This window comes from Mycobacterium sp. 1245852.3, from assembly GCF_001669335.1.
GTDB lineage: Bacteria > Actinomycetota > Actinomycetes > Mycobacteriales > Mycobacteriaceae > Mycobacterium > Mycobacterium europaeum_A.
Genome location: NZ_LZLL01000204.1, coordinates 1 through 17603, shown reverse-complemented (window position 1 = coordinate 17603; position 17603 = coordinate 1). Strand labels below are relative to the sequence as shown.

Here is a 17603-nt window from a genome sequence, read left to right as displayed (position 1 = left end):
CTTCGACCGCCAGGCGCCGTAGCGGCCAGTTCCTCACACAGGGAGATGTCGGATCAGATGGGCGTCCAGATCCCGTTGTTCCAGATCCCCCAGTTGCCGGCACCGGTCGGGTTCCACATCATCTGAGCCCCGGGCGCCCAAGCCGGTTGCGGTGGCTGCGGCGGGGCCCACGCCGGAGGCGGTCCCCAGGGGCCCCAGCCCGCGGGCGCGGACGGGCCCCCGGGGCGTTGCCAGTCGTGGCATTGATGCCAGTCCCAGTCCAAGACATTTCCCCAGGCGGGGTTCCACGGATCGCCGGGACACCAGTGGCCGGTGGGCGCCGGGGCCGCCGCGGCGACGGGGCCACCGGCGAGACCCAGAACGCCCAGCGCCAAGGCGCCGCCCACCACCACGCTCGCTGTCCGCTTCACCGTCTGCATCCCCTCACACTTTCTCGATACCGGCATCCGGGCAAGTAGCAATTACGGGCGACTACTGGCGGCCGTCGAGGAGATGGGCGTAGGGGTCACTCTCGGAGCCGACGGTCTCAGGCATCGGATAGTAGGTCTTGATCAGAAGATTTCCGTCGTCGTCCCATGCGAAAGTCTCAATGCTGTAAGCCATTTGAACGTTGGGCTCAGTACCGAAGCGATTCTCACAGACCCAGGCCATCTCGTTGCCGTTCACCTGAACGGTGATCATCTTGATCTTGAGGATGGACTGGAACATGTCGAACGCGTCAGAGGTGGCGGCGTCGAAGCCGTGCTTTTCGGCCGTACCGACCGGATCGAACATGCGCACCTCGCCCGGACAGATCGTGCGCCAAGACGCTACCCATGCGTCCTTCTTCCCGGCATTCCATAATTCGGCATGCTTGGCCGCATGCGCCAAGCGAGCCTGGCGACTCGGGACACTGGCCATGACGGATTCCCTTCGTTACGCCCCACGTAGGAAGCATTGATAGGTCAATGAAACCACTGAGCGTGCTCAATTTGAAGGGTCGCTCTGCGGGCCGGTCATACTCCGAACTTGGCACGCGCCTCCTGCGTCACCGGGGTGAACAGGTTGACCAGGTTTCCATCCGGATCCCGAAACAACAGTGCGCGGTTGCCCCAGGGCATCGTGGTCGGCTCCGTCACCACCTCGCCGACGTGCTCGCGGAGGCGCGCGTATTCGGAGTCCACGTCCTCGACGATGAATTCCAGGATGGCGCTCCAGTTGGCCCCGGGTTCGGCGGAACCGTCGCCGAACAGCGGGACGGTCTTGTCACTGCCGATGGCCAGCGTGCCGATCGGCGTCGGGATCTCGGCGAAAAGCTCGTTGCCCCAGACGGCCGAGACCCCCGTGACCAGCTGGTAGAAATCGACGAGCCGCCTGACGTCGGCCGTGATGATGCGGGTCGATATGAATTTCATGCGGTGCCTCCAGGTGAGCGCGGTGGGCGTCTGAGCACGGAATGCTAAGCGCCGCCCCCGACACCTCCGACCGCCATCACCGTGGCGGGCATCCTGACGAGTTCAGGTGCCAGTCGATCCTTCGGCACCGGTTTCGCTAATGCGATCTCGGGTGGCTGCCGTCAAATATGTCCAGCGCCGCAGGATGGCGTCAGCTTGAGCGGCACGGTGGCTCTCGGCTGCTTGTCTATGCGCTGCGACGTCACCTAGTCCCGCGCTTATAGCGCGATCGTGAACTCGGGCCGCCCGATTGTGGGCATCGGCGGCAAACAGCTGGGCCCGGACCGTATTGCGCTGTCGCGCCCGAAGGCGGTCTTCCAGGCCCTCGGCGAACGGGTGGGTATCGCCGCTGGCGGGCGGCGGAGGTTCGACTGGCCGGCCTGGTGGTGTCTTATCCGCCTGGCCACCCAGCGCGGGCGCTGACGCATCGGGGCGGCGGCCTGCAGGCGTTCGCCTCGGTTCGTTCCCCAGTTGCGCTAGCAGCAGTCTTGCTCGAAGGCATGACCCGATCGCGGCAAAAGACACTTCCTGGGCGGTCGCTCTGTGTAGTCCGGAAACGATGCACTCGAACTCAAGGACGTTGAGCAATCGATCGCGTTGAGCCGTCGCCAGGTGCCAGGTATCGGCGTGGTCAGCCACAGCCCCGCCTTTCGAGTTTTTACTTCCCCGTTGGGCCATGTGGATGGCTGGCACGCCGCGTAGCTCAAGACAGTTACTCGTCTGGCGCCAGAGTGCCGTAGGAGAACCGCTCGGCCCGGATGGCGTTCAACGAGTTCCGACGAACCCGTTCGAGCCCGTCGCTGTGCTCAACGTACGTCATCGGACGACGACGCCCAAGACTCGCAACCAGTCCGACGTTCGTTTTCTGGACGCGAGCTTCGTTTGGCGGCCTCGCGCGTCCGGCATATGCCGCCCGTTTCTCGCCCGTCCAGACCGTGACCCGACGCGCCGAATCACCGGCCCGGAAGGGTTCTCCTGGCCTGCCAGGCGACGCCCGGCACCGTCTTCGCCAGATCCGGTCGGTTCCTGGCGAACGCGCGGAGGGCGCGGTAGAACGACCAAAGTTGGCGGGGAGTAGGCACTTTCGGCACCCACGCCAACTCCCAATGAATCCCGTTGATCGGGTCGTCGAAGAAGACCGCGTAGTAGCCGGGCCAGTACTGCGGGTATTCCTTGGGTTCGTCGGTGACCGGGATGCCGCGCGCGACCAAGAATTCGCGGTGGAAGCGGTCGACCTCTGCCCCGTTGCGGGCCCACAGCGCGATGTGATTGATGCCGACCGCCTGGTCGTCGTGCGTCAGCTTCGCCCCGGTCCGCGCGGGTTGGATGCCGATGTAGCTGTGCGGGTTGACGTTTCGCGTCATGTAATACGTCGATTCGTATTCCATGTTGAGCGACGAGAAGCTGTTGTAGCCGAGCCAGCCGAACAACGCGTCATAGAACGCGATGGAGTCGTCGTAGTCCAACACCGCGAACTCGACGTGACACACACCCCGCCACCGCATCGTGCTCCAACCTTAGTCATCCATGAACAGACTGTCCGCGTATCGCGCTGATGCGACTGACGGGATAACGCGAATGCTTGCGATAACCGCTCGAGTCACCAGAAGCGGCCCGTTCAGAAGGGAGACACCGAGGCACCCGATCAGTTTGGGATAGCGACGCTCATACCCCCGTCGATCATCCAGACGGCGCCCACGGCGTAACTCGCCAAGCCGGAGGCTAAAAAGGCTGCGACATGGGCTATTTCGGCGGGATCCGCGGCGCGTTGGACGGGCGCGCCTTTCCCATGCTCGACCAGGTTTTCTGGATTGCCCAGGATGTTGGTGACGACATCACCGACGCCGAGGGCGTTGATCCGGATGCCGTCATCGATTGCCTCCAGGGCGGACGTGCGAGTCAGCTGCGCGAGGGCTCCTTTGGACGCGGCGTAGGCCGAAATCGTCTTGAAGCTTTGAAAGCAGGCGTACGAACCGATGTTCACGATCGCGCCGCTCCGGCGGGGAATCATTGCCCGCATCGCCTCTCGGGTGTGGAGAAACGCCCCGGTGACGTTCGTGTCAAGGATGTGATTCCAGTCTTCCAGGGTCGTTTCGATGACCCGCTTGTTGATGATGGTGCCGGCGTTGTTGATCAGGATGTCGAGTTGCCCGAAGCGGCGACCGGCCAACTCGACCGCGTCGTTCGCCGTGTTTTCCTGGCCGACGTCGCCGACGAGTGGCACCACAGTGTCGATGTCGGAGTACAGGTGCTCGATCGCGGGGTTGATGTCTTCGGCGATCACATTGACGCCGTATTCGATCAATTGTCGAGTAATGGCCTGACCGATGCCGCTGGCCGCGCCGGTCACGATCGCTACCTTGCCGCGCAGGTCTTCGCTGAGGTGGTCGACGCTCATGCACCCTCCCGTGGTTATAAGAATCGTCGCTCAAACAACGCTACGTAGCGTAGCGATTGGTGTCAAATGGAGATATGGTCGTACCCAGCGATGCCCTGGATGAAGACGCCCTAAATGAAGACGCCTTGGATGAAGACGCCCTAAATGAAGACGCCTTGGATGAAGAGGAGCCCGTGATGTCGGCAACGGAATCGGATGGGCAGCGAAGCGGAGGGCCGACGAGGAGCGAGAAGACGACGGCGATGATTCTGCGGGCCGCGTTGGAGCTCGGCACCGAAATGGGATTCGATGCGCTCACCGTGGAACGGCTGGCTCAAAGAACGGGGGTCGCCAAAACGACGATCTACCGGAGGTGGCCGAACATCTCCACGGTGGTGATGGATGCGTTCCTCGCCGAAGTGGATCGGGCCGCTCCGATCGTCGAACGTGGCACCGCCCGCGAAAGCTTGGCGGCATCACTGAGATCCCTGGTCCGCCTGTACCGGACTCCGCACGGCCATATATTGCGCATCTTGATCGGACGGGCCCAGATCGATGACGAATTGCGCAACGCGATGACCACACGCTGGGTCGAGCCCCGGCGAGCACGCGCCCGATCCGTCGTCCGGCGCGGGATCGACTCCTCGGAGCTTCGAGAGGGGCTCGATCCCGACGTCGTCCTCGATCTGCTTTATGGGCCCGTTTATCACCGCCTGCTTGTTCCCTACGAGCACAGCGACCTGTCGGAGGCCTACATCGACGCGCTACTAGACGCCGTCTTCACCGGGTTGGCTACCTGATGCTGACGACTTTGTTCCACCGAGCACTCGGCCACTTCGACGCGTGTGAGGCTCAACCCATCGCTCCGCACCTACCCGGGACGCCAACGCCGGCCCTTCCCGGTGCAATTCCATGATCCTAGTTCGGGTCGGCAAACCCATACGGTGAAAGATGTTCTCCGCGTAGTCGAATGGGTGTGTACGCGCGCAAATCGCGTTGCCGACGGCGTGCGAGGCAGCCCCTAGACGTTGAACCGGAACTCGACCACGTCGCCGTCGGCCATCACGTAGTCCTTGCCCTCCATGCGGACCTTGCCCGCCGCTTTGGCCGCCGCCATCGAGCCAGCGGCGATGAGGTCGTCGTAGGAGACGATCTCGGCTTTGATGAAGCCCTTTTCGAAATCGGTGTGGATCACCCCGGCGGCCTTCGGTGCGGTGTCGCCCTGATGAATCACCCACGCGCGCGCCTCTTTTGGACCCGCCGTCAGGTAGGTCTGCAGCTTGAGGGTGTGAAAACCAGCCCGCGCCAAGGCATCCAGTCCCCGCTCGGTTTGCCCGATCGACTCCAGCAGCTCGGCGGCCGACTCGTCGTCGAGCTCTTGGAGTTCGGCCTCGATCTTCGCGTCGAGGAACACCGCGTCCGCGGGGGCGACCATCGCGGACAGCTCGGCCTTGCGGGCATCGTCGGTCAGCACTGACTCGTCGGCGTTGAACACGTACAGAAACGGCTTGGTGGTCATCAGGTTCAGCTCGCGCAGCGGTGCGGCGTCGACGCCGGCCGCAAACAGCGTCTTGCCCGAGTCCAGCACCGCCTCCGCGGCGACGGCGGCCTCGTGCACCGGCTTGCGCTCCTTGTTGTTGCGGGCTTCCTTCTCCAGCCGCGGCACGGCCTTCTCCAGGGTCTGCATGTCGGCGAGGATCAGCTCGGTCTCGATCACCTCGATGTCGGCGCGCGGGTCGACCTTGCCGTCCACGTGCACCACGTCGTCGTCGGCGAACACCCGCACCACCTGGCAGATCGCGTCACACTCGCGGATGTTGGCCAGGAACTTGTTGCCCAGGCCGGCGCCCTCGGAGGCGCCCTTCACGATTCCGGCGATGTCGACGAACGTGACCGGCGCCGGAACGATCTTCTCGGAGCCGAACATCTCGGCCAGCTTGTCCAGCCGGGGATCGGGCAGCGGGACGACGCCCTCGTTGGGCTCGATCGTCGCGAACGGATAGTTGGCCGCCACCACGTTGTTCCGGGTCAGCGCGTTGAACAAGGTCGACTTGCCGACGTTGGGCAACCCCACTATTCCCAGGCTCAGGCTCACGGGGAACCAAGTCTAGGGGTCATGGCGACCACGGGCGCCGGGGACCGTTGATCACCGCCGATACTGCACGCCGGCATGGCGCGCGCAGGATCGCAACGAGGTATTTACGGGCCTTTCGGCCCATTCCCGGTACGGTCTACATGTGTCAGCACAGCGGGCAAGTTCGACGGTGGCGGATGGTCACCGTTCGATCCTTCCAAACATCCCAGGTGTCCCCTGGTACGCAGCCCTGCTTATCGCCGTCACCGCGACCGCCATCGGCTACGGAATCGACGCTGGTCACAAGGAGCTGACCCACGTCTTCGCGGGCTTCTATATAGCCGGCTGCGTGGCGGCGGTGCTGGCGGTACGCCAGGACGGCATCTTCACCACGATCATCCAGCCGCCCCTGATCCTGTTCGGCGCGGTGCCGGGCGCCTACTGGCTGTTCCACGATGCCAAGGTCGGCCGCCTCAAAGACCTGCTGATCAACTGTGGCTATCCGCTGATCGAGCGCTTCCCGCTGATGCTGGGCACCGCCGGCGGCGTGCTGGCGATCGGACTGGCCCGCTGGTATTTCGGAAACGCCTACAAGACAAGGACATCGGCGCGCGCCTCTGAAGACGCTCCGGACGCCGCCGGTGTGGCCGTCAAGTCGTTCTTCAATGGCATCGTCGCCAAGGCGCAGTCGGTGCTGCAGTCGGATACCGACGACGACGACACCGACGAAACCACCGATGCCCGCCGCGCCCGCAGGTCGAGCTCGTCGTCGAGGACGCGCCGCACGACGCGCAGCACCCGCTCCACGACCCGCTCGGCCCGTAGCCGTTCCCGGCATTCCCGCGAGCCGTTGGGCGACGGGTCCGAACCGGCCGAGCGGCCCGAACGTCCCCGGCGCAGCACCCGCCGCACCGCCGCGTCGGCCCGCGATTATGACGCCGCCGAGCCGCCCCGACGGTCCCGCCGGCCCAGGCCGGACGCCGACGCCGATCCGCGTGGCCAATCGGCCCGGGAACCGCGTCGCGAACCGCGCCCCCGCCGCAGCCCCTACGACCGGCCCACCCCGCGGAGCAGCCGTTTCGACGGCTTTGAGTCCTACGGGGACAGGTATGAGCCGCCGAGCGGCCCGACTTCCGGGGGCCGGTACGAAAGCCGCGAACCGTACGCGCCGCCGTATGAACCGAGGCGCCGGCGTCCGCCGTCAACCGGCTCGAACGGAACCCATCACCCCATCTCCCAGGTCCGCTACCGGGGCGCCGGTTCGCAGGAACCGCCCCGCGAGCCGCACACCGAGCGGCGCAGCCGCACGCGGACGCCCGGCCGGTCGCCGGCGGAATCCTGGGAATACGACGTCTAGCGCAGGTCGCAAGCTCAGCGAACTGACCGGATCTCCCGCGGCAACGCGAACACCAGGGTCTCCTGCGCGGTCGTGACCGGCTGCACCACGTCGAAGCCGCACTCGGCCAGCCGCGTTAGCACGCCCTCGACCAGGACCTCGGGAACCGACGCCCCGGAGGTGACGCCCACCGTGGTGACGCCGTCGAGCCAGGACGGGTCGATGTCGTCGGCCCAGTCCACCAGGTGCGCGGCCGCGGCCCCGCCACCCAAGGCGACCTCGACCAGCCGCACCGAGTTCGAGGAGTTGCGGGACCCGACGACGATCACCAGCTCGCACTCGGGTGCCATCGCCTTGACCGCCACCTGGCGGTTCTGGGTCGCGTAGCAGATGTCGTCGCTGGGCGGATCCTGCAGCTTGGGGAATCGTTGCCGCAGCCGCTCGACGATTTCCATGGTCTCGTCGACCGACAGCGTGGTCTGTGAGAGCCACACCACCTTGTTCTCGTCACGCACGGTCACGTTGTCGACGGCGGCGACCCCGTCGACCAGCTGCACGTGGTCGGGCGCCTCCCCCGCGGTCCCGATGACCTCCTCGTGGCCCTCGTGGCCGATGAGCAGGATGTCGTAGTCGTTGCGCGCGAAACGCCTGGCCTCGTTGTGCACCTTGGTCACCAGCGGGCAGGTGGCGTCGATGGTGTGCAGGTTCCGGTCGGCGGCCGCGGCGTGCACCGTGGGCGCGACGCCGTGCGCGGAAAACACCACGATGGCCCCCTCGGGAACCTCGTCGGTCTCCTCGACGAACACCGCGCCGGCCTTTTCCAGGGTGGTGACCACGTGGCGGTTGTGCACGATCTCATGACGCACGTAGACCGGCGGCCCGTGCTTTTCCAGTGCGCGTTCCACGGTCTCCACGGCCCGGTCGACGCCCGCGCAGTAACCACGCGGTTCGGCCAGGAGCACACGCTTGCGGACTGGGTCGCCGGCTACCGAACGCGCTGGTCCTCCCACAAGGCCGGGAATCCCCATGTCGATAGTCGGCGGCATGACGTCCAGGGTACTTACCGCGGACACGGGCTTGCCAGCTCGCGCCGCTGGGCTTGGAGTTAGCCGCCGCTTAGGGCAATCTTGGACCCATGGGCACTGCACCGTATGGAGTTCGGCTGCTGGTCGGCGCGGCAACAGTCGCGGTCGAAGAGACCATCAGGCTGCCGAAAACCATCCTGATGTACCCGATGACACTGGCCAGCCAGGCAGCGCACATCGTGATGCGCTTCCAACAGAACCTTGCCGAGCTGGCTATCAAGGGCGACAGCACCCTCGAATCGATCTTCCCGCCCAAGGACGAGAAGCCGGAATGGGCGACCTTCGACGAGGACATCGATGACGCGGCCGACGGGGCGTACGGCGCATTGCAGGACGGCGGCGAAGGCGAGCGCAGGGCCGAGGGCCGGTTCGCCCTGTACTCGGTGGCCGACGCGCACGAGGACGCCAGCGCCCTGACCCGGCCGGCCCGGCAATCTAAGAAGCCGGCGGCCGGCGCCTCGGTTCCGCAACCGGAAGTGGTCACCGAGCTGGACTACACGTCGCTGACGCTGGCGCAGCTGCGGGCGCGCCTGCAGTCGCTGAGCATCGACGAGCTCGAAGCCCTGCTGGCCTACGAGCAGGCCACCAAGGGCCGGGCACCGTTCCAGACGCTGCTCGCCAACAGGATCACCCGCGCGAACGCGAAGTGACCCCGGCCGTTACCTCCGAACCGAACTCCGCCGAGAATCCGTTTCCGGTGCGCGCGGTGGCCATCCGGGTCGCGGGCTGGATCGACAAGCTGGGCACCGTCTGGGTCGAGGGTCAGCTGGCCCAGATTTCGATGCGCCAGGATTCCAAAACCGTGTTCATGGTGCTGCGTGACCCGGCCGCCGACATGTCGCTGACCGTGACCTGCCCGCGCGATCTGGTGCTGAACGCGCCGGTGAAGCTGGCCGAGGGCACGCAGGTGGTGGTGCGCGGCAAGCCATCGTTTTACACGGGCCGGGGCACATTCTCGTTGCGGCTGTCCGAGATTCGCGCCGTCGGGGTGGGTGAGCTGCTGGCCCGCATCGATCGGCTGCGCCGGCTGCTGGATGCCGAAGGCCTCTTCGATCCCCGGCTCAAGCGTCCGATCCCCTTCCTGCCCAACATGATTGGACTGATCACCGGGCGGGCCAGCGCCGCCGAACGCGACGTCACCACCGTGGCAGCCGCACGCTGGCCCGGGGTGCGCTTCGCGGTCCGTAACACCGCCGTGCAGGGACCCAACGCGGTCGCCCAGATCGTCGAGGCGCTGGGCGAACTCGACCGCGACGCCGATGTCGACGTCATCGTGCTCGCCCGCGGCGGCGGCAGCGTCGAGGACCTGTTGCCGTTCTCCGACGAGACGCTGTGCCGCGCCATCGCGGCCTGCCGCACCCCGGTGATCAGTGCGGTCGGCCACGAACCCGACAACCCGCTGTGCGATCTGGTCGCGGATCTGCGCGCGGCCACCCCCACCGACGCCGCGAAGAAGGTGGTCCCCGACACCGCCGCCGAGCTGCGGCTGCTCGACGACCTGCGCCGGCGCAGCGCGCAGGCATTGCGCAACTGGGTGACCCGCGAGCAACGGGCCCTGGCCCAGATCCGCAGCCGCCCGGTGCTGGCCGAGCCGCTGGCGGCGCTGACGGCGCGCGCCGAGGAGGTGCACCGCGCCCGGTCGGCGATGCGCCGCGACATCACCCGCCTGGCCGCCACCGAGACCGAGCGGGTCGGCCACCTGCGCGCGCGGCTGGCCACGTTGGGGCCGGCGGCCACACTGGCCCGCGGTTACGCCGTGGTGCAGGCCATCGGGCCGACGAACCAGGTGCTCCGGTCGGTCGACGACGCGCCGGCGGGCACCCGACTGCGGGTGCGGGTGGCCGACGGCGCCGTGGCCGCAGTGAGCGAAGGACCCTCCGATGGCGCGTAGAAACGACGGCGGGGACGACGCCGCCGTCCCTCAGGAGAGCAAATCCATTACACCTATTAGTCACCTGGCCTATGAAGCCTGCCGGGACGAACTGATCGAAGTCGTGCGGGTGCTCGAGCAGGGCGGCCTGGACCTAGATGAATCGCTGAAGCTCTGGGAAAGGGGCGAGCAACTGGCTAAACGGTGCGAGGAGCACTTAGCTGGCGCCCGCAAGAGGATCGAGGATGCGCTCGCGGCGGGCGAGCCTGAGGATGCCTGAATCCGGCGACATCGGGGGGCGTGGATGAAAACCCTTTTACGAACTGGAACACGTTTCAGTTATGCTTTGGGCCATGGGTGATCCATCGCTGACGGCCGAACTCGGCCGTGTCCTGGTCACCGGGGGCTCCGGATTCGTCGGCGCCAACCTGGTGTCCACCTTGCTCGACCGCGGGCATTTCGTGCGTTCCTTCGACCGTGCGCCCTCGCCGCTGCCGGCGCATCCGCAGCTGGAGGTACTGCAGGGTGACATCACCGACACGGCCGTGTGCGCCCAGGCGGTCGACGGCATCGACACCGTCTTCCACACCGCGGCGATCATCGACCTGATGGGCGGTGCATCGGTGACCGACGAGTACCGGCAGCGCAGCTTCGGGGTCAACGTCGGCGGCACCGAGAACCTGGTCCGCGCCGGGCAGGCCGCCGGGGTGCAGCGCTTCGTCTACACCTCGTCCAACAGCGTCGTCATGGGCGGTCAGAACATCGCAGGCGGCGACGAGACGCTGCCCTACACCCACCGGTTCAATGACCTCTACACCGAGACCAAGGTGATCGCCGAGCGATTCGTCTTGGGGCAGAACGGTGTTGAAGGACTGTTGACCTGTGCGATTCGCCCCAGCGGCATCTGGGGCCGGGGCGACCAGACGATGTTCCGCAAGCTGTTCGAAAGCGTGATCGCCGGCCACGTCAAGGTGCTGATCGGACGCAAATCGGCCCGGTTGGACAACTCCTATGTGCACAACCTGATTCACGGTTTCATCCTGGCCGCCGAACACCTGACGCCCGGCGGCACCGCGTCCGGCCAGGCGTACTTCATCAACGACGCCGAGCCCATCAACATGTTCGAGTTCGCCAGGCCGGTGGTCGAGGCGTGCGGAGAGAAGTGGCCGCGGGTCCGGGTGAACGGGCCCATCGTGCGCGCGGCGATGACGGGGTGGCAGCGGCTGCATTTCCGATTCGGGATACCGGCGCCGCTGCTCGAGCCGCTCGCCGTCGAGCGGCTGTATCTGGACAACTTCTTTTCGATCGCCAAGGCGTCGCGCGACCTCGGTTACCAGCCCCTGTTCAACACCGAGCAGGCGCTGTCGGAATGCCTTTCGTACTACGTCGAGATGTTCGACCAGATGAAACGGCAAGCGTTGGCGGGCAAGGCATCCGCCTAGCGGAAGCTCACCATGTCGCTACCCCAGGCCGCGCGGATGTCGGCGTCCACGTCGTAAGCGACGGCGTCGCGGCGGCCGATGATCAGACACGCACGGTCACTCTCGGCATACGACGGCCACTCCGGGTCGCCGGCGGGGCCCGTGGGCGTGGCGTGCGCGGCGAAGTTGATCCAGCGGGTCCGCACCCGCTTGGACACCGCCTTGGCGGCCCTGGTGCCGCCCAGCTTCAGCGTGGGATCCTTGGGCGCGCCGAGATTGCCCCACACGAACGGCAATTCGGTAGCATGAGCGGCGCCGACCATCAGCAGCTTCAACAACGGGGTGGCGTAATCGAACCGGTATAGATACACCGGTGCCACGCGGGCGTGCCCCTCGGCGAGCCACACCGACGGCATCCGGAAACCGACGTCAGTCGCGATGCTCAAACTCCTTGCCCTGCGCCGCATTCGCGAATATGCCGAACCGATCTCCTGCTCGGTGGGCAACTGCAGATCGGGTTGTTCGGCGGCGATCTGGTTGAACATCGACGTGATCGCGCTCGGCGTGATGGGCATCAGCGGTGAGCGCATCAACCGGAAGAGCGCCGCCTCGTGCTTGTTGGTGCCGATGATCAACGGGACCGGATGTGAGCGGCCCTCCTGCGCCAGCTTGACCGGATAGTCGCTGACCACCTCGCCGTCGACGATCGGGACGAACGCCAGCGTTCCCGGGTTGCGCACCGGCACTTCGTCGAACACCTGTTGCGTCGCGGTCAGGATGGCCGCGATCGGGATGTCGATCAGCCGGCGGGATTCCGCCGGGGCGAGTCCCAGCCGGTCGAGGAACGCCCGGGCCACCCGGCCGGCTCGTTCGCGGTCGTACACCGAAGTGGCCGGCGAGCTTTGCGCGATCGCCCGGGCGAACAGACCCTCGGCCGCCGGGCTGGCCAGCAGCGTGGTGACCATCCCGGCCCCGGCGGACTCGCCGAACAGCGTGACCCGCCGCGGATCACCGCCGAAGGCGGCAATGTTGTTTCGCACCCATTCCAGCGCCGCCAGCGCGTCGCGCAGCCCGACGTTCGACTCGAAATGGCGCCCACCGGAATCGAACGACGACAGGTCGAGAAAGCCGAGCACCCCGACCCGGTAGTTCACGGTCACCACGACGACGTCGCCGTGGCTGACCAGCCTGCGGCCGTCGTACAGCGTCTGGCTGCTCGACCCCAGGACGTAGGCGCCGCCGTGCAGCCAGACCATCACCGGTTTGCCGTCACCTGGCTGGGTGTCAGACGATGCCCAGACGTTGAGCCGCAAGCAGTCCTCGCCCTGCGGGGCGCCCAGATCCAGTGGCATGTTGGGAAACACCGGTTGCGGGCAGGCCGGCCCGAACGCGGTGGCGTCCGCGACCTCGGTACTGCGCGCGGGCGGCTGCGGCGCGCGGAAACGCAAGTCGCCCACCGGCGCCGCCGCGTACCGAACGCCCTTCCACGCCTTGACGCCGTTTTCTTCGATGCCCCGGACCGGGCCGTAGCCGGTTTCGACCACCAGGTCGTCGTTAGCCATGCGCGTGCGAAATCTCCTGAATGAACCTAGAAAAGGCGTTGCGTGAGGAACTCGACAACTCGCTTACGGGCCTCGTAGGCGGGGTGGCCGTCGAGCTCGCGGACTTCATCGGTGAGCACCGAGTGCGCCATCTTGCCGAAGCCGTGCTGATTGGTGGGGCCCGAATCGATGTCGATCACCTCGAAGGCGTCGCCGAGGCGCTGCTTGAGCGTCGCGAACCGCTCACCGGGCGCCATCTTGTCCTCGCTGAACCGCAATCCCATGGCGCACAGGCCGTCGTTGGCGCACCGGTCGGCTACGGTGGCCAGCTCGGATTCGCTCAAGCCGGGGTCGCGGCGCCGCGCCGCTCCGAGCGGGAACGGGACCGACGGCTGCGACAGCACCGGCGCCAGCACGCTGTCGTCGACCGCGGCGGCCAGCGCGAAGCCGCCGGTGAAGCACTGGCCGATCACCCCGACGCCCTTGCCCGGCGTCGATGCGTTGAGGTCACGAGCCAGCGCACGCAGGAACGACGCCACCGGTCGCTGCTTGTTCAGCGCGAGCGCCGCGAATTCCCTTGCCACACAAGCACGTCCGATGGCGCCAAGGAGGTAACCTGGCGTTTTGGCCTTGCCCGGCTGGCCGAACAACGACGGCATCGCGACGGTGAACCCGTTGTCCACCAGGTGATTACCCAGGGCGAGCACTCCGGGATGGATCCCGGGGATTTCCGGAATCAACACCACCCCGGGGCCGGTGCCCTTGCGATAGACGTCATGGGTGTATCCGCCGGCGCTAAACGGTGCCGCCGACCATCCGGACAGATCAGCCTCTGGTGCAGTCACGTTGATGCGATCCCTCTGCTTGCGCTGGCGGATTAGCGGCTTGGCAAAGGCGGTTGCGATTGCGTCGCCGACGCCAGCGTACGGAACTGATCGGTGTTTCCGGCGCCGGTTATCGCAATTTGGGTGGCGCCGCCCGGGCCGCTGAGCCGGGTCGTCCATATCGGCTCGGCGTCTGCGCCGTTCTGACCGGCGCCCTGGTAGACCACCCAACCGGTGCCGCCGACGTCCACGGTCCCCGTCGGGTAGGCCGACTGGTGAATCGAATTGACCAGCTTGTCCTCGTCGGCATTGCTCTGGGTCAGGCTCAGGTATAGCCCGGTCGGGGTGATGTACCCGACCTCCGAAACAGGCGCGTTCAGCCGTTGACCGCTCGCGGGGTCGGTCCGGCCGCCCGGGATGCCGCCGCGGTGGCCGGAGTTGGCCTGCCAGCCGGTGGGCAGCTGCGGCTGGCGGATGGGAAAGCCGAGCGCGGAGGCGTCCGCGCGCAGGGCCGCACCGGCGTCGTACGACGGGACGGGGCCCTGGTGGTGGCCGAACTGGACCGAGCACATACCGAGCATGCCGGCCAGCACGATGCACCCGATGACCAGCGGTATCAGGGACCAGAACATGTCCCGGCCGTCCTGCAACAGCCGGGGTTTGGCCGGCCTGGGCGCGGGGCCCGCTGGCGGAGACGGCGCGCCGGAGGCGCTCCCATCACGCTGGGAATTCAGCGGCGGCTCCTCCGTCATCCCCCAAGTATCCCAGTTCCAGCGGACCGATCCGCTTCTGGGACAATCGGCAACCATGACAGTTGAGGGCGACCACTCGACCGCCGCCGCCGGCGGGGCCCCCGCGCAGGGCAGACCGCGCGGTGAGGCCCCAGACCGCAACCTGGCTCTGGAACTGGTACGCGTCACCGAGGCCGGGGCCATGGCCGCAGGTCGCTGGGTCGGCCGCGGCGACAAAGAGGGCGGTGACGGGGCGGCCGTCGACGCGATGCGTGAGCTGGTCAACACCGTGTCGATGCGCGGCGTCGTCGTCATCGGCGAGGGCGAAAAGGACCACGCGCCGATGCTCTACAACGGCGAGGAGGTCGGCAACGGCGACGGCGCGGAGTGCGACTTCGCCGTCGACCCGATCGACGGCACCACCCTGATGAGTAAGGGCATGCCCAACGCCATCTCCGTGTTGGCGGTGGCCGACCGCGGCGCGATGTTCGACCCGTCGGCGGTGTTCTACATGAACAAGATCGCCGTCGGGCCCGAGGCCGCGCACGTGCTCGACATCACCGCGCCGATCGCCGAGAACATCAAGGCCGTCGCCAAGGTCAAGGCGCTGTCGGTGCGCGACATGACCGTGTGCATCCTGGACCGGCCGCGGCACGCCCAGCTGATCCACGAGGTCCGGGCGACCGGAGCCCGCATCCGGCTGATCACCGACGGTGACGTGGCCGGCGCGATCTCGGCCTGCCGGCCCCATTCGGGCACCGACATGCTGGCCGGGATCGGCGGCACGCCGGAAGGCATCATCGCCGCCGCCGCCATCCGGTGCATGGGCGGCGCGATCCAGGCGCAGCTGGCTCCCACCGACGACGAGGAACGCCAGAAGGCCATCGACGCCGGCTACGACCTCGACCAGGTGCTGACGACCGAGGACCTGGTGTCCGGTGAGAACGTGTTCTTCTGCGCCACCGGGGTCACCAGCGGTGACCTGCTCAAGGGCGTCCAGTACTACCCCGGCGGGTGCACCACCCAGTCGATCGTCATGCGGTCGAAGTCGGGCACCGTCCGGATGATCGAGGCCTACCACCGGCTTTCGAAGCTCAACGAGTACTCCGCCATCGACTTCACCGGCGATAGCTCCGCCGCCTATCCCCTGCCCTGACCGCCGATCGAACAACGAGGAAGACCCATCTATGGCCTTGAACGACTCTGATGACACCGAGTACCGCATCGAGCACGACACCATGGGCGAGGTCCGCGTACCCGCAAAAGCGTTGTGGCGTGCGCAAACTCAGCGCGCCGTCGAGAACTTTCCGATCTCGGGCCGCGGCCTGGAGCGCACCCAGATCCGCGCGCTGGGCTTGCTGAAGGGCGCGTGCGCGCAGGTCAACAAGGACCTGGGGCTGCTGGCGCCGGAGAAGGCCGACGCGATCATCGCCGCGGCCGGCGAAATCGCCGACGGGCAGCACGACGACCAGTTCCCCATCGACGTGTTCCAGACCGGTTCGGGCACCAGCTCCAACATGAACACCAACGAGGTGATCGCCAGCATCGCCGCCGCCAACGGTGTGACGGTGCACCCCAACGACGACGTCAACATGTCGCAGTCGTCGAACGACACATTCCCCACCGCCACCCACATCGCGGCCACCGAAGCCGCTGTGCGCCATCTGATTCCGGCGCTCGAGGTGCTGCATGACGCGCTGGCCGGCAAGGCCCGCGAGTGGCACACCGTGGTCAAGTCCGGCCGCACCCACCTGATGGACGCCGTCCCGGTGACGCTCGGCCAGGAATTCAGCGGCTACGCCCGCCAGATCGAGGCGGGCATCGAGCGGGTGCGCGCGACGCTGCCCCGGCTCGGTGAGCTGGCCATCGGCGGCACCGCGGTCGGTACCGGCCTGAACGCCCCCGACGGCTTCGGCGCCAAGGTGGTCGAGACGCTGGTCGCCTCCACCGGCCTGAGCGAATTGCGCACGGCCGCCAACTCGTTCGAGGCCCAGGCGGCGCGTGACGGGCTGGTCGAGGCGTCCGGCGCGCTGCGCACCATCGCGGTGTCACTGACCAAAATCGCCAACGACGTCCGCTGGATGGGGTCGGGCCCGCTGACCGGCCTGGCCGAGATTGCGCTGCCCGACCTGCAGCCGGGCAGTTCGATCATGCCGGGCAAGGTCAATCCCGTTCTGCCGGAAGCGGTTACCCAGGTTGCCGCGCAGGTGATCGGGAACGACGCCGCGGTGGCCGTCGGCGGCTTGTCCGGTGCCTTCGAGCTCAACGTCTATATCCCGATGATGGCCCGCAACATCCTGGAGTCCTTCAAGCTGCTGACCAACGTGTCGAAGCTGTTCGCCGAGCGTTGCATCGTCGGCCTGGCGGCCAACGTGGAGCACCTGCGCGAGCTGGCCGAGTCGTCGCCGTCGATCGTGACGCCGCTGAACTCGGCGATCGGATACGAGGAGGCCGCCGCGGTGGCGAAGCAGGCACTCAAGGAGCGCAAGACGATTCGCCAGACGGTGATCGATCGGGGCTTGATCGGCGAGAAGCTGTCCGAAGAAGAACTCGACCGGCGGCTCGACGTGCTGGCGATGGCCAAGGTCAAGCCCGAAGACTGAACCACCCCGTCATCCGATGACGGCGGTGGTCGACGAGAGTAAGGGTGGTTTTCCATGACGGCTCCTCCCGGTGGTCCCTACGGCCAGGGGCCCTACGGAAGCAATCCATATGGGCAGGACCCGAATTGGGGCGCGCAGCCGCCGGCGGGCGGTCCCGGGCCCTACCCGCAGGGTGGTCCCGGCCCTTACCCGCAGGGCGGCCCCGGGCCCTATCCGCAGGGCGGTCCCTACGCCTACCCGCCGGGCGGCCCGTACCCGTATGCGCCGCCGGGCGGCCCCGCCTACCCGAACCAGCCGTATCCCCAACC

At 67.0% G+C, this 17603-nt stretch carries 19 protein-coding genes and 1 pseudogene; 10 read left to right on the top strand and 10 right to left on the bottom strand.

What is annotated here, in order from left to right; all coding sequences use genetic code 11:
- Positions 1 to 53 precede the first annotated feature (53 nt).
- From A9W96_RS30295 to A9W96_RS09390, 3 genes are all read right to left on the bottom strand, one after another.
- On the bottom strand, positions 54 to 419 hold the full coding sequence (locus A9W96_RS30295; protein ID WP_082972113.1) for a hypothetical protein: 366 nt from the start codon (positions 417 to 419) through the stop codon (positions 54 to 56).
- Between the two features lie 52 nt (positions 420 to 471).
- A complete protein-coding gene (locus A9W96_RS09395) occupies positions 472 to 900 on the bottom strand; it encodes a hypothetical protein (protein ID WP_156749079.1) in 429 nt (142 codons plus the stop codon).
- Between the two features lie 95 nt (positions 901 to 995).
- A complete protein-coding gene (locus A9W96_RS09390; RefSeq protein WP_067139228.1) occupies positions 996 to 1394 on the bottom strand; it encodes a VOC family protein in 399 nt (132 codons plus the stop codon).
- A gap of 270 nt (positions 1395 to 1664) precedes the next feature.
- Here A9W96_RS09390 and A9W96_RS09385 point away from each other — a divergent pair, with 270 nt between their 5' ends.
- Positions 1665 to 1856, top strand: coding sequence for a hypothetical protein (locus A9W96_RS09385; RefSeq protein WP_067139224.1), 192 nt, complete (start codon positions 1665 to 1667; stop codon positions 1854 to 1856).
- Between the two features lie 530 nt (positions 1857 to 2386).
- On the opposite strand, the gene A9W96_RS09380 is transcribed toward A9W96_RS09385, so the two are convergent.
- Positions 2387 to 2938 carry a VOC family protein gene (locus tag A9W96_RS09380; RefSeq protein ID WP_067139219.1) on the bottom strand — a complete coding sequence of 184 codons (552 nt, stop codon included), beginning with the start codon at positions 2936 to 2938 and terminating at the stop codon, positions 2387 to 2389.
- A gap of 140 nt (positions 2939 to 3078) precedes the next feature.
- Positions 3079 to 3831 carry an SDR family NAD(P)-dependent oxidoreductase gene (locus A9W96_RS09375; protein ID WP_067139216.1) on the bottom strand — a complete coding sequence of 251 codons (753 nt, stop codon included), beginning with the start codon at positions 3829 to 3831 and terminating at the stop codon, positions 3079 to 3081.
- A 74-nt stretch (positions 3832 to 3905) separates the two neighbouring features.
- On the opposite strand from A9W96_RS09375, the gene A9W96_RS09370 reads away from it, so the two are divergent.
- Positions 3906 to 4610, top strand: coding sequence for a TetR/AcrR family transcriptional regulator (locus A9W96_RS09370; protein WP_197499466.1), 705 nt, complete (start codon positions 3906 to 3908; stop codon positions 4608 to 4610).
- A 221-nt stretch (positions 4611 to 4831) separates the two neighbouring features.
- On the opposite strand, the gene ychF is transcribed toward A9W96_RS09370, so the two are convergent.
- On the bottom strand, positions 4832 to 5905 hold the full coding sequence (ychF, locus tag A9W96_RS09365) for a redox-regulated ATPase YchF (protein ID WP_066881554.1): 1074 nt from the start codon (positions 5903 to 5905) through the stop codon (positions 4832 to 4834).
- 142 nt (positions 5906 to 6047) lie between these two features.
- Here ychF and A9W96_RS09360 point away from each other — a divergent pair, with 142 nt between their 5' ends.
- A complete protein-coding gene (locus A9W96_RS09360; RefSeq protein ID WP_197499465.1) occupies positions 6048 to 7241 on the top strand; it encodes a DUF6542 domain-containing protein in 1194 nt (397 codons plus the stop codon).
- A gap of 14 nt (positions 7242 to 7255) precedes the next feature.
- On the opposite strand, the gene A9W96_RS09355 is transcribed toward A9W96_RS09360, so the two are convergent.
- The gene (locus tag A9W96_RS09355) at positions 7256 to 8266 is read right to left on the bottom strand and encodes a 4-hydroxy-3-methylbut-2-enyl diphosphate reductase (RefSeq protein ID WP_066881555.1); all 1011 of its coding nucleotides are present in this window, start codon (positions 8264 to 8266) and stop codon (positions 7256 to 7258) included.
- Positions 8267 to 8355: 89 nt separating this feature from the next.
- Between A9W96_RS09355 and A9W96_RS09350 the strand changes: the two genes are divergently transcribed.
- From A9W96_RS09350 to A9W96_RS09335, 4 genes are all read left to right on the top strand, one after another.
- Complete coding sequence (locus tag A9W96_RS09350) at positions 8356 to 8955, top strand: lipid droplet-associated protein (RefSeq protein WP_066869116.1); 600 nt, start codon at positions 8356 to 8358, stop codon at positions 8953 to 8955.
- Positions 8952 to 10196, top strand: a complete 1245-nt coding sequence (gene xseA, locus A9W96_RS09345) for an exodeoxyribonuclease VII large subunit (protein WP_066869119.1) — start codon at positions 8952 to 8954, stop codon at positions 10194 to 10196. Before A9W96_RS09350 ends, xseA begins: the two co-directional genes overlap by 4 nt.
- Positions 10186 to 10455, top strand: a complete 270-nt coding sequence (locus A9W96_RS09340) for an exodeoxyribonuclease VII small subunit (protein WP_066881557.1) — start codon at positions 10186 to 10188, stop codon at positions 10453 to 10455. The genes xseA and A9W96_RS09340 overlap by 11 nt, the downstream gene beginning before the upstream one ends.
- A 61-nt stretch (positions 10456 to 10516) precedes the next feature.
- On the top strand, positions 10517 to 11617 hold the full coding sequence (locus A9W96_RS09335; protein ID WP_067139213.1) for an NAD-dependent epimerase/dehydratase family protein: 1101 nt from the start codon (positions 10517 to 10519) through the stop codon (positions 11615 to 11617).
- Here A9W96_RS09335 and A9W96_RS09330 read toward each other — a convergent pair.
- The 3 genes from A9W96_RS09330 to A9W96_RS09320 are packed head-to-tail and all read right to left on the bottom strand — an operon-like array spanning position 11614 to position 14713.
- Positions 11614 to 13158: a carboxylesterase/lipase family protein gene (locus tag A9W96_RS09330; RefSeq protein WP_067139209.1), complete on the bottom strand. Its 1545-nt coding sequence runs from the start codon at positions 13156 to 13158 to the stop codon at positions 11614 to 11616. The two genes, A9W96_RS09335 and A9W96_RS09330, sit on opposite strands and share 4 nt — an antisense overlap.
- Positions 13159 to 13184: 26 nt before the next feature.
- Complete coding sequence (locus tag A9W96_RS09325) at positions 13185 to 13982, bottom strand: dienelactone hydrolase family protein (protein WP_066881561.1); 798 nt, start codon at positions 13980 to 13982, stop codon at positions 13185 to 13187.
- A 32-nt stretch (positions 13983 to 14014) separates the two neighbouring features.
- The gene (locus A9W96_RS09320) at positions 14015 to 14713 is read right to left on the bottom strand and encodes a DUF4245 domain-containing protein (protein WP_066869136.1); all 699 of its coding nucleotides are present in this window, start codon (positions 14711 to 14713) and stop codon (positions 14015 to 14017) included.
- A gap of 55 nt (positions 14714 to 14768) precedes the next feature.
- Between A9W96_RS09320 and glpX the strand changes: the two genes are divergently transcribed.
- The 3 genes and pseudogenes from glpX to A9W96_RS30290 form a co-directional block, all read left to right on the top strand.
- The gene (gene glpX, locus A9W96_RS09315) at positions 14769 to 15848 is read left to right on the top strand and encodes a class II fructose-bisphosphatase (RefSeq protein WP_156749287.1); all 1080 of its coding nucleotides are present in this window, start codon (positions 14769 to 14771) and stop codon (positions 15846 to 15848) included.
- A gap of 31 nt (positions 15849 to 15879) precedes the next feature.
- Positions 15880 to 17295, top strand: coding sequence for a class II fumarate hydratase (locus tag A9W96_RS09310; protein WP_066881564.1), 1416 nt, complete (start codon positions 15880 to 15882; stop codon positions 17293 to 17295).
- A 54-nt stretch (positions 17296 to 17349) separates the two neighbouring features.
- Positions 17350 to 17603: pseudogene (locus tag A9W96_RS30290) on the top strand (hypothetical protein); the annotation flags it as partial.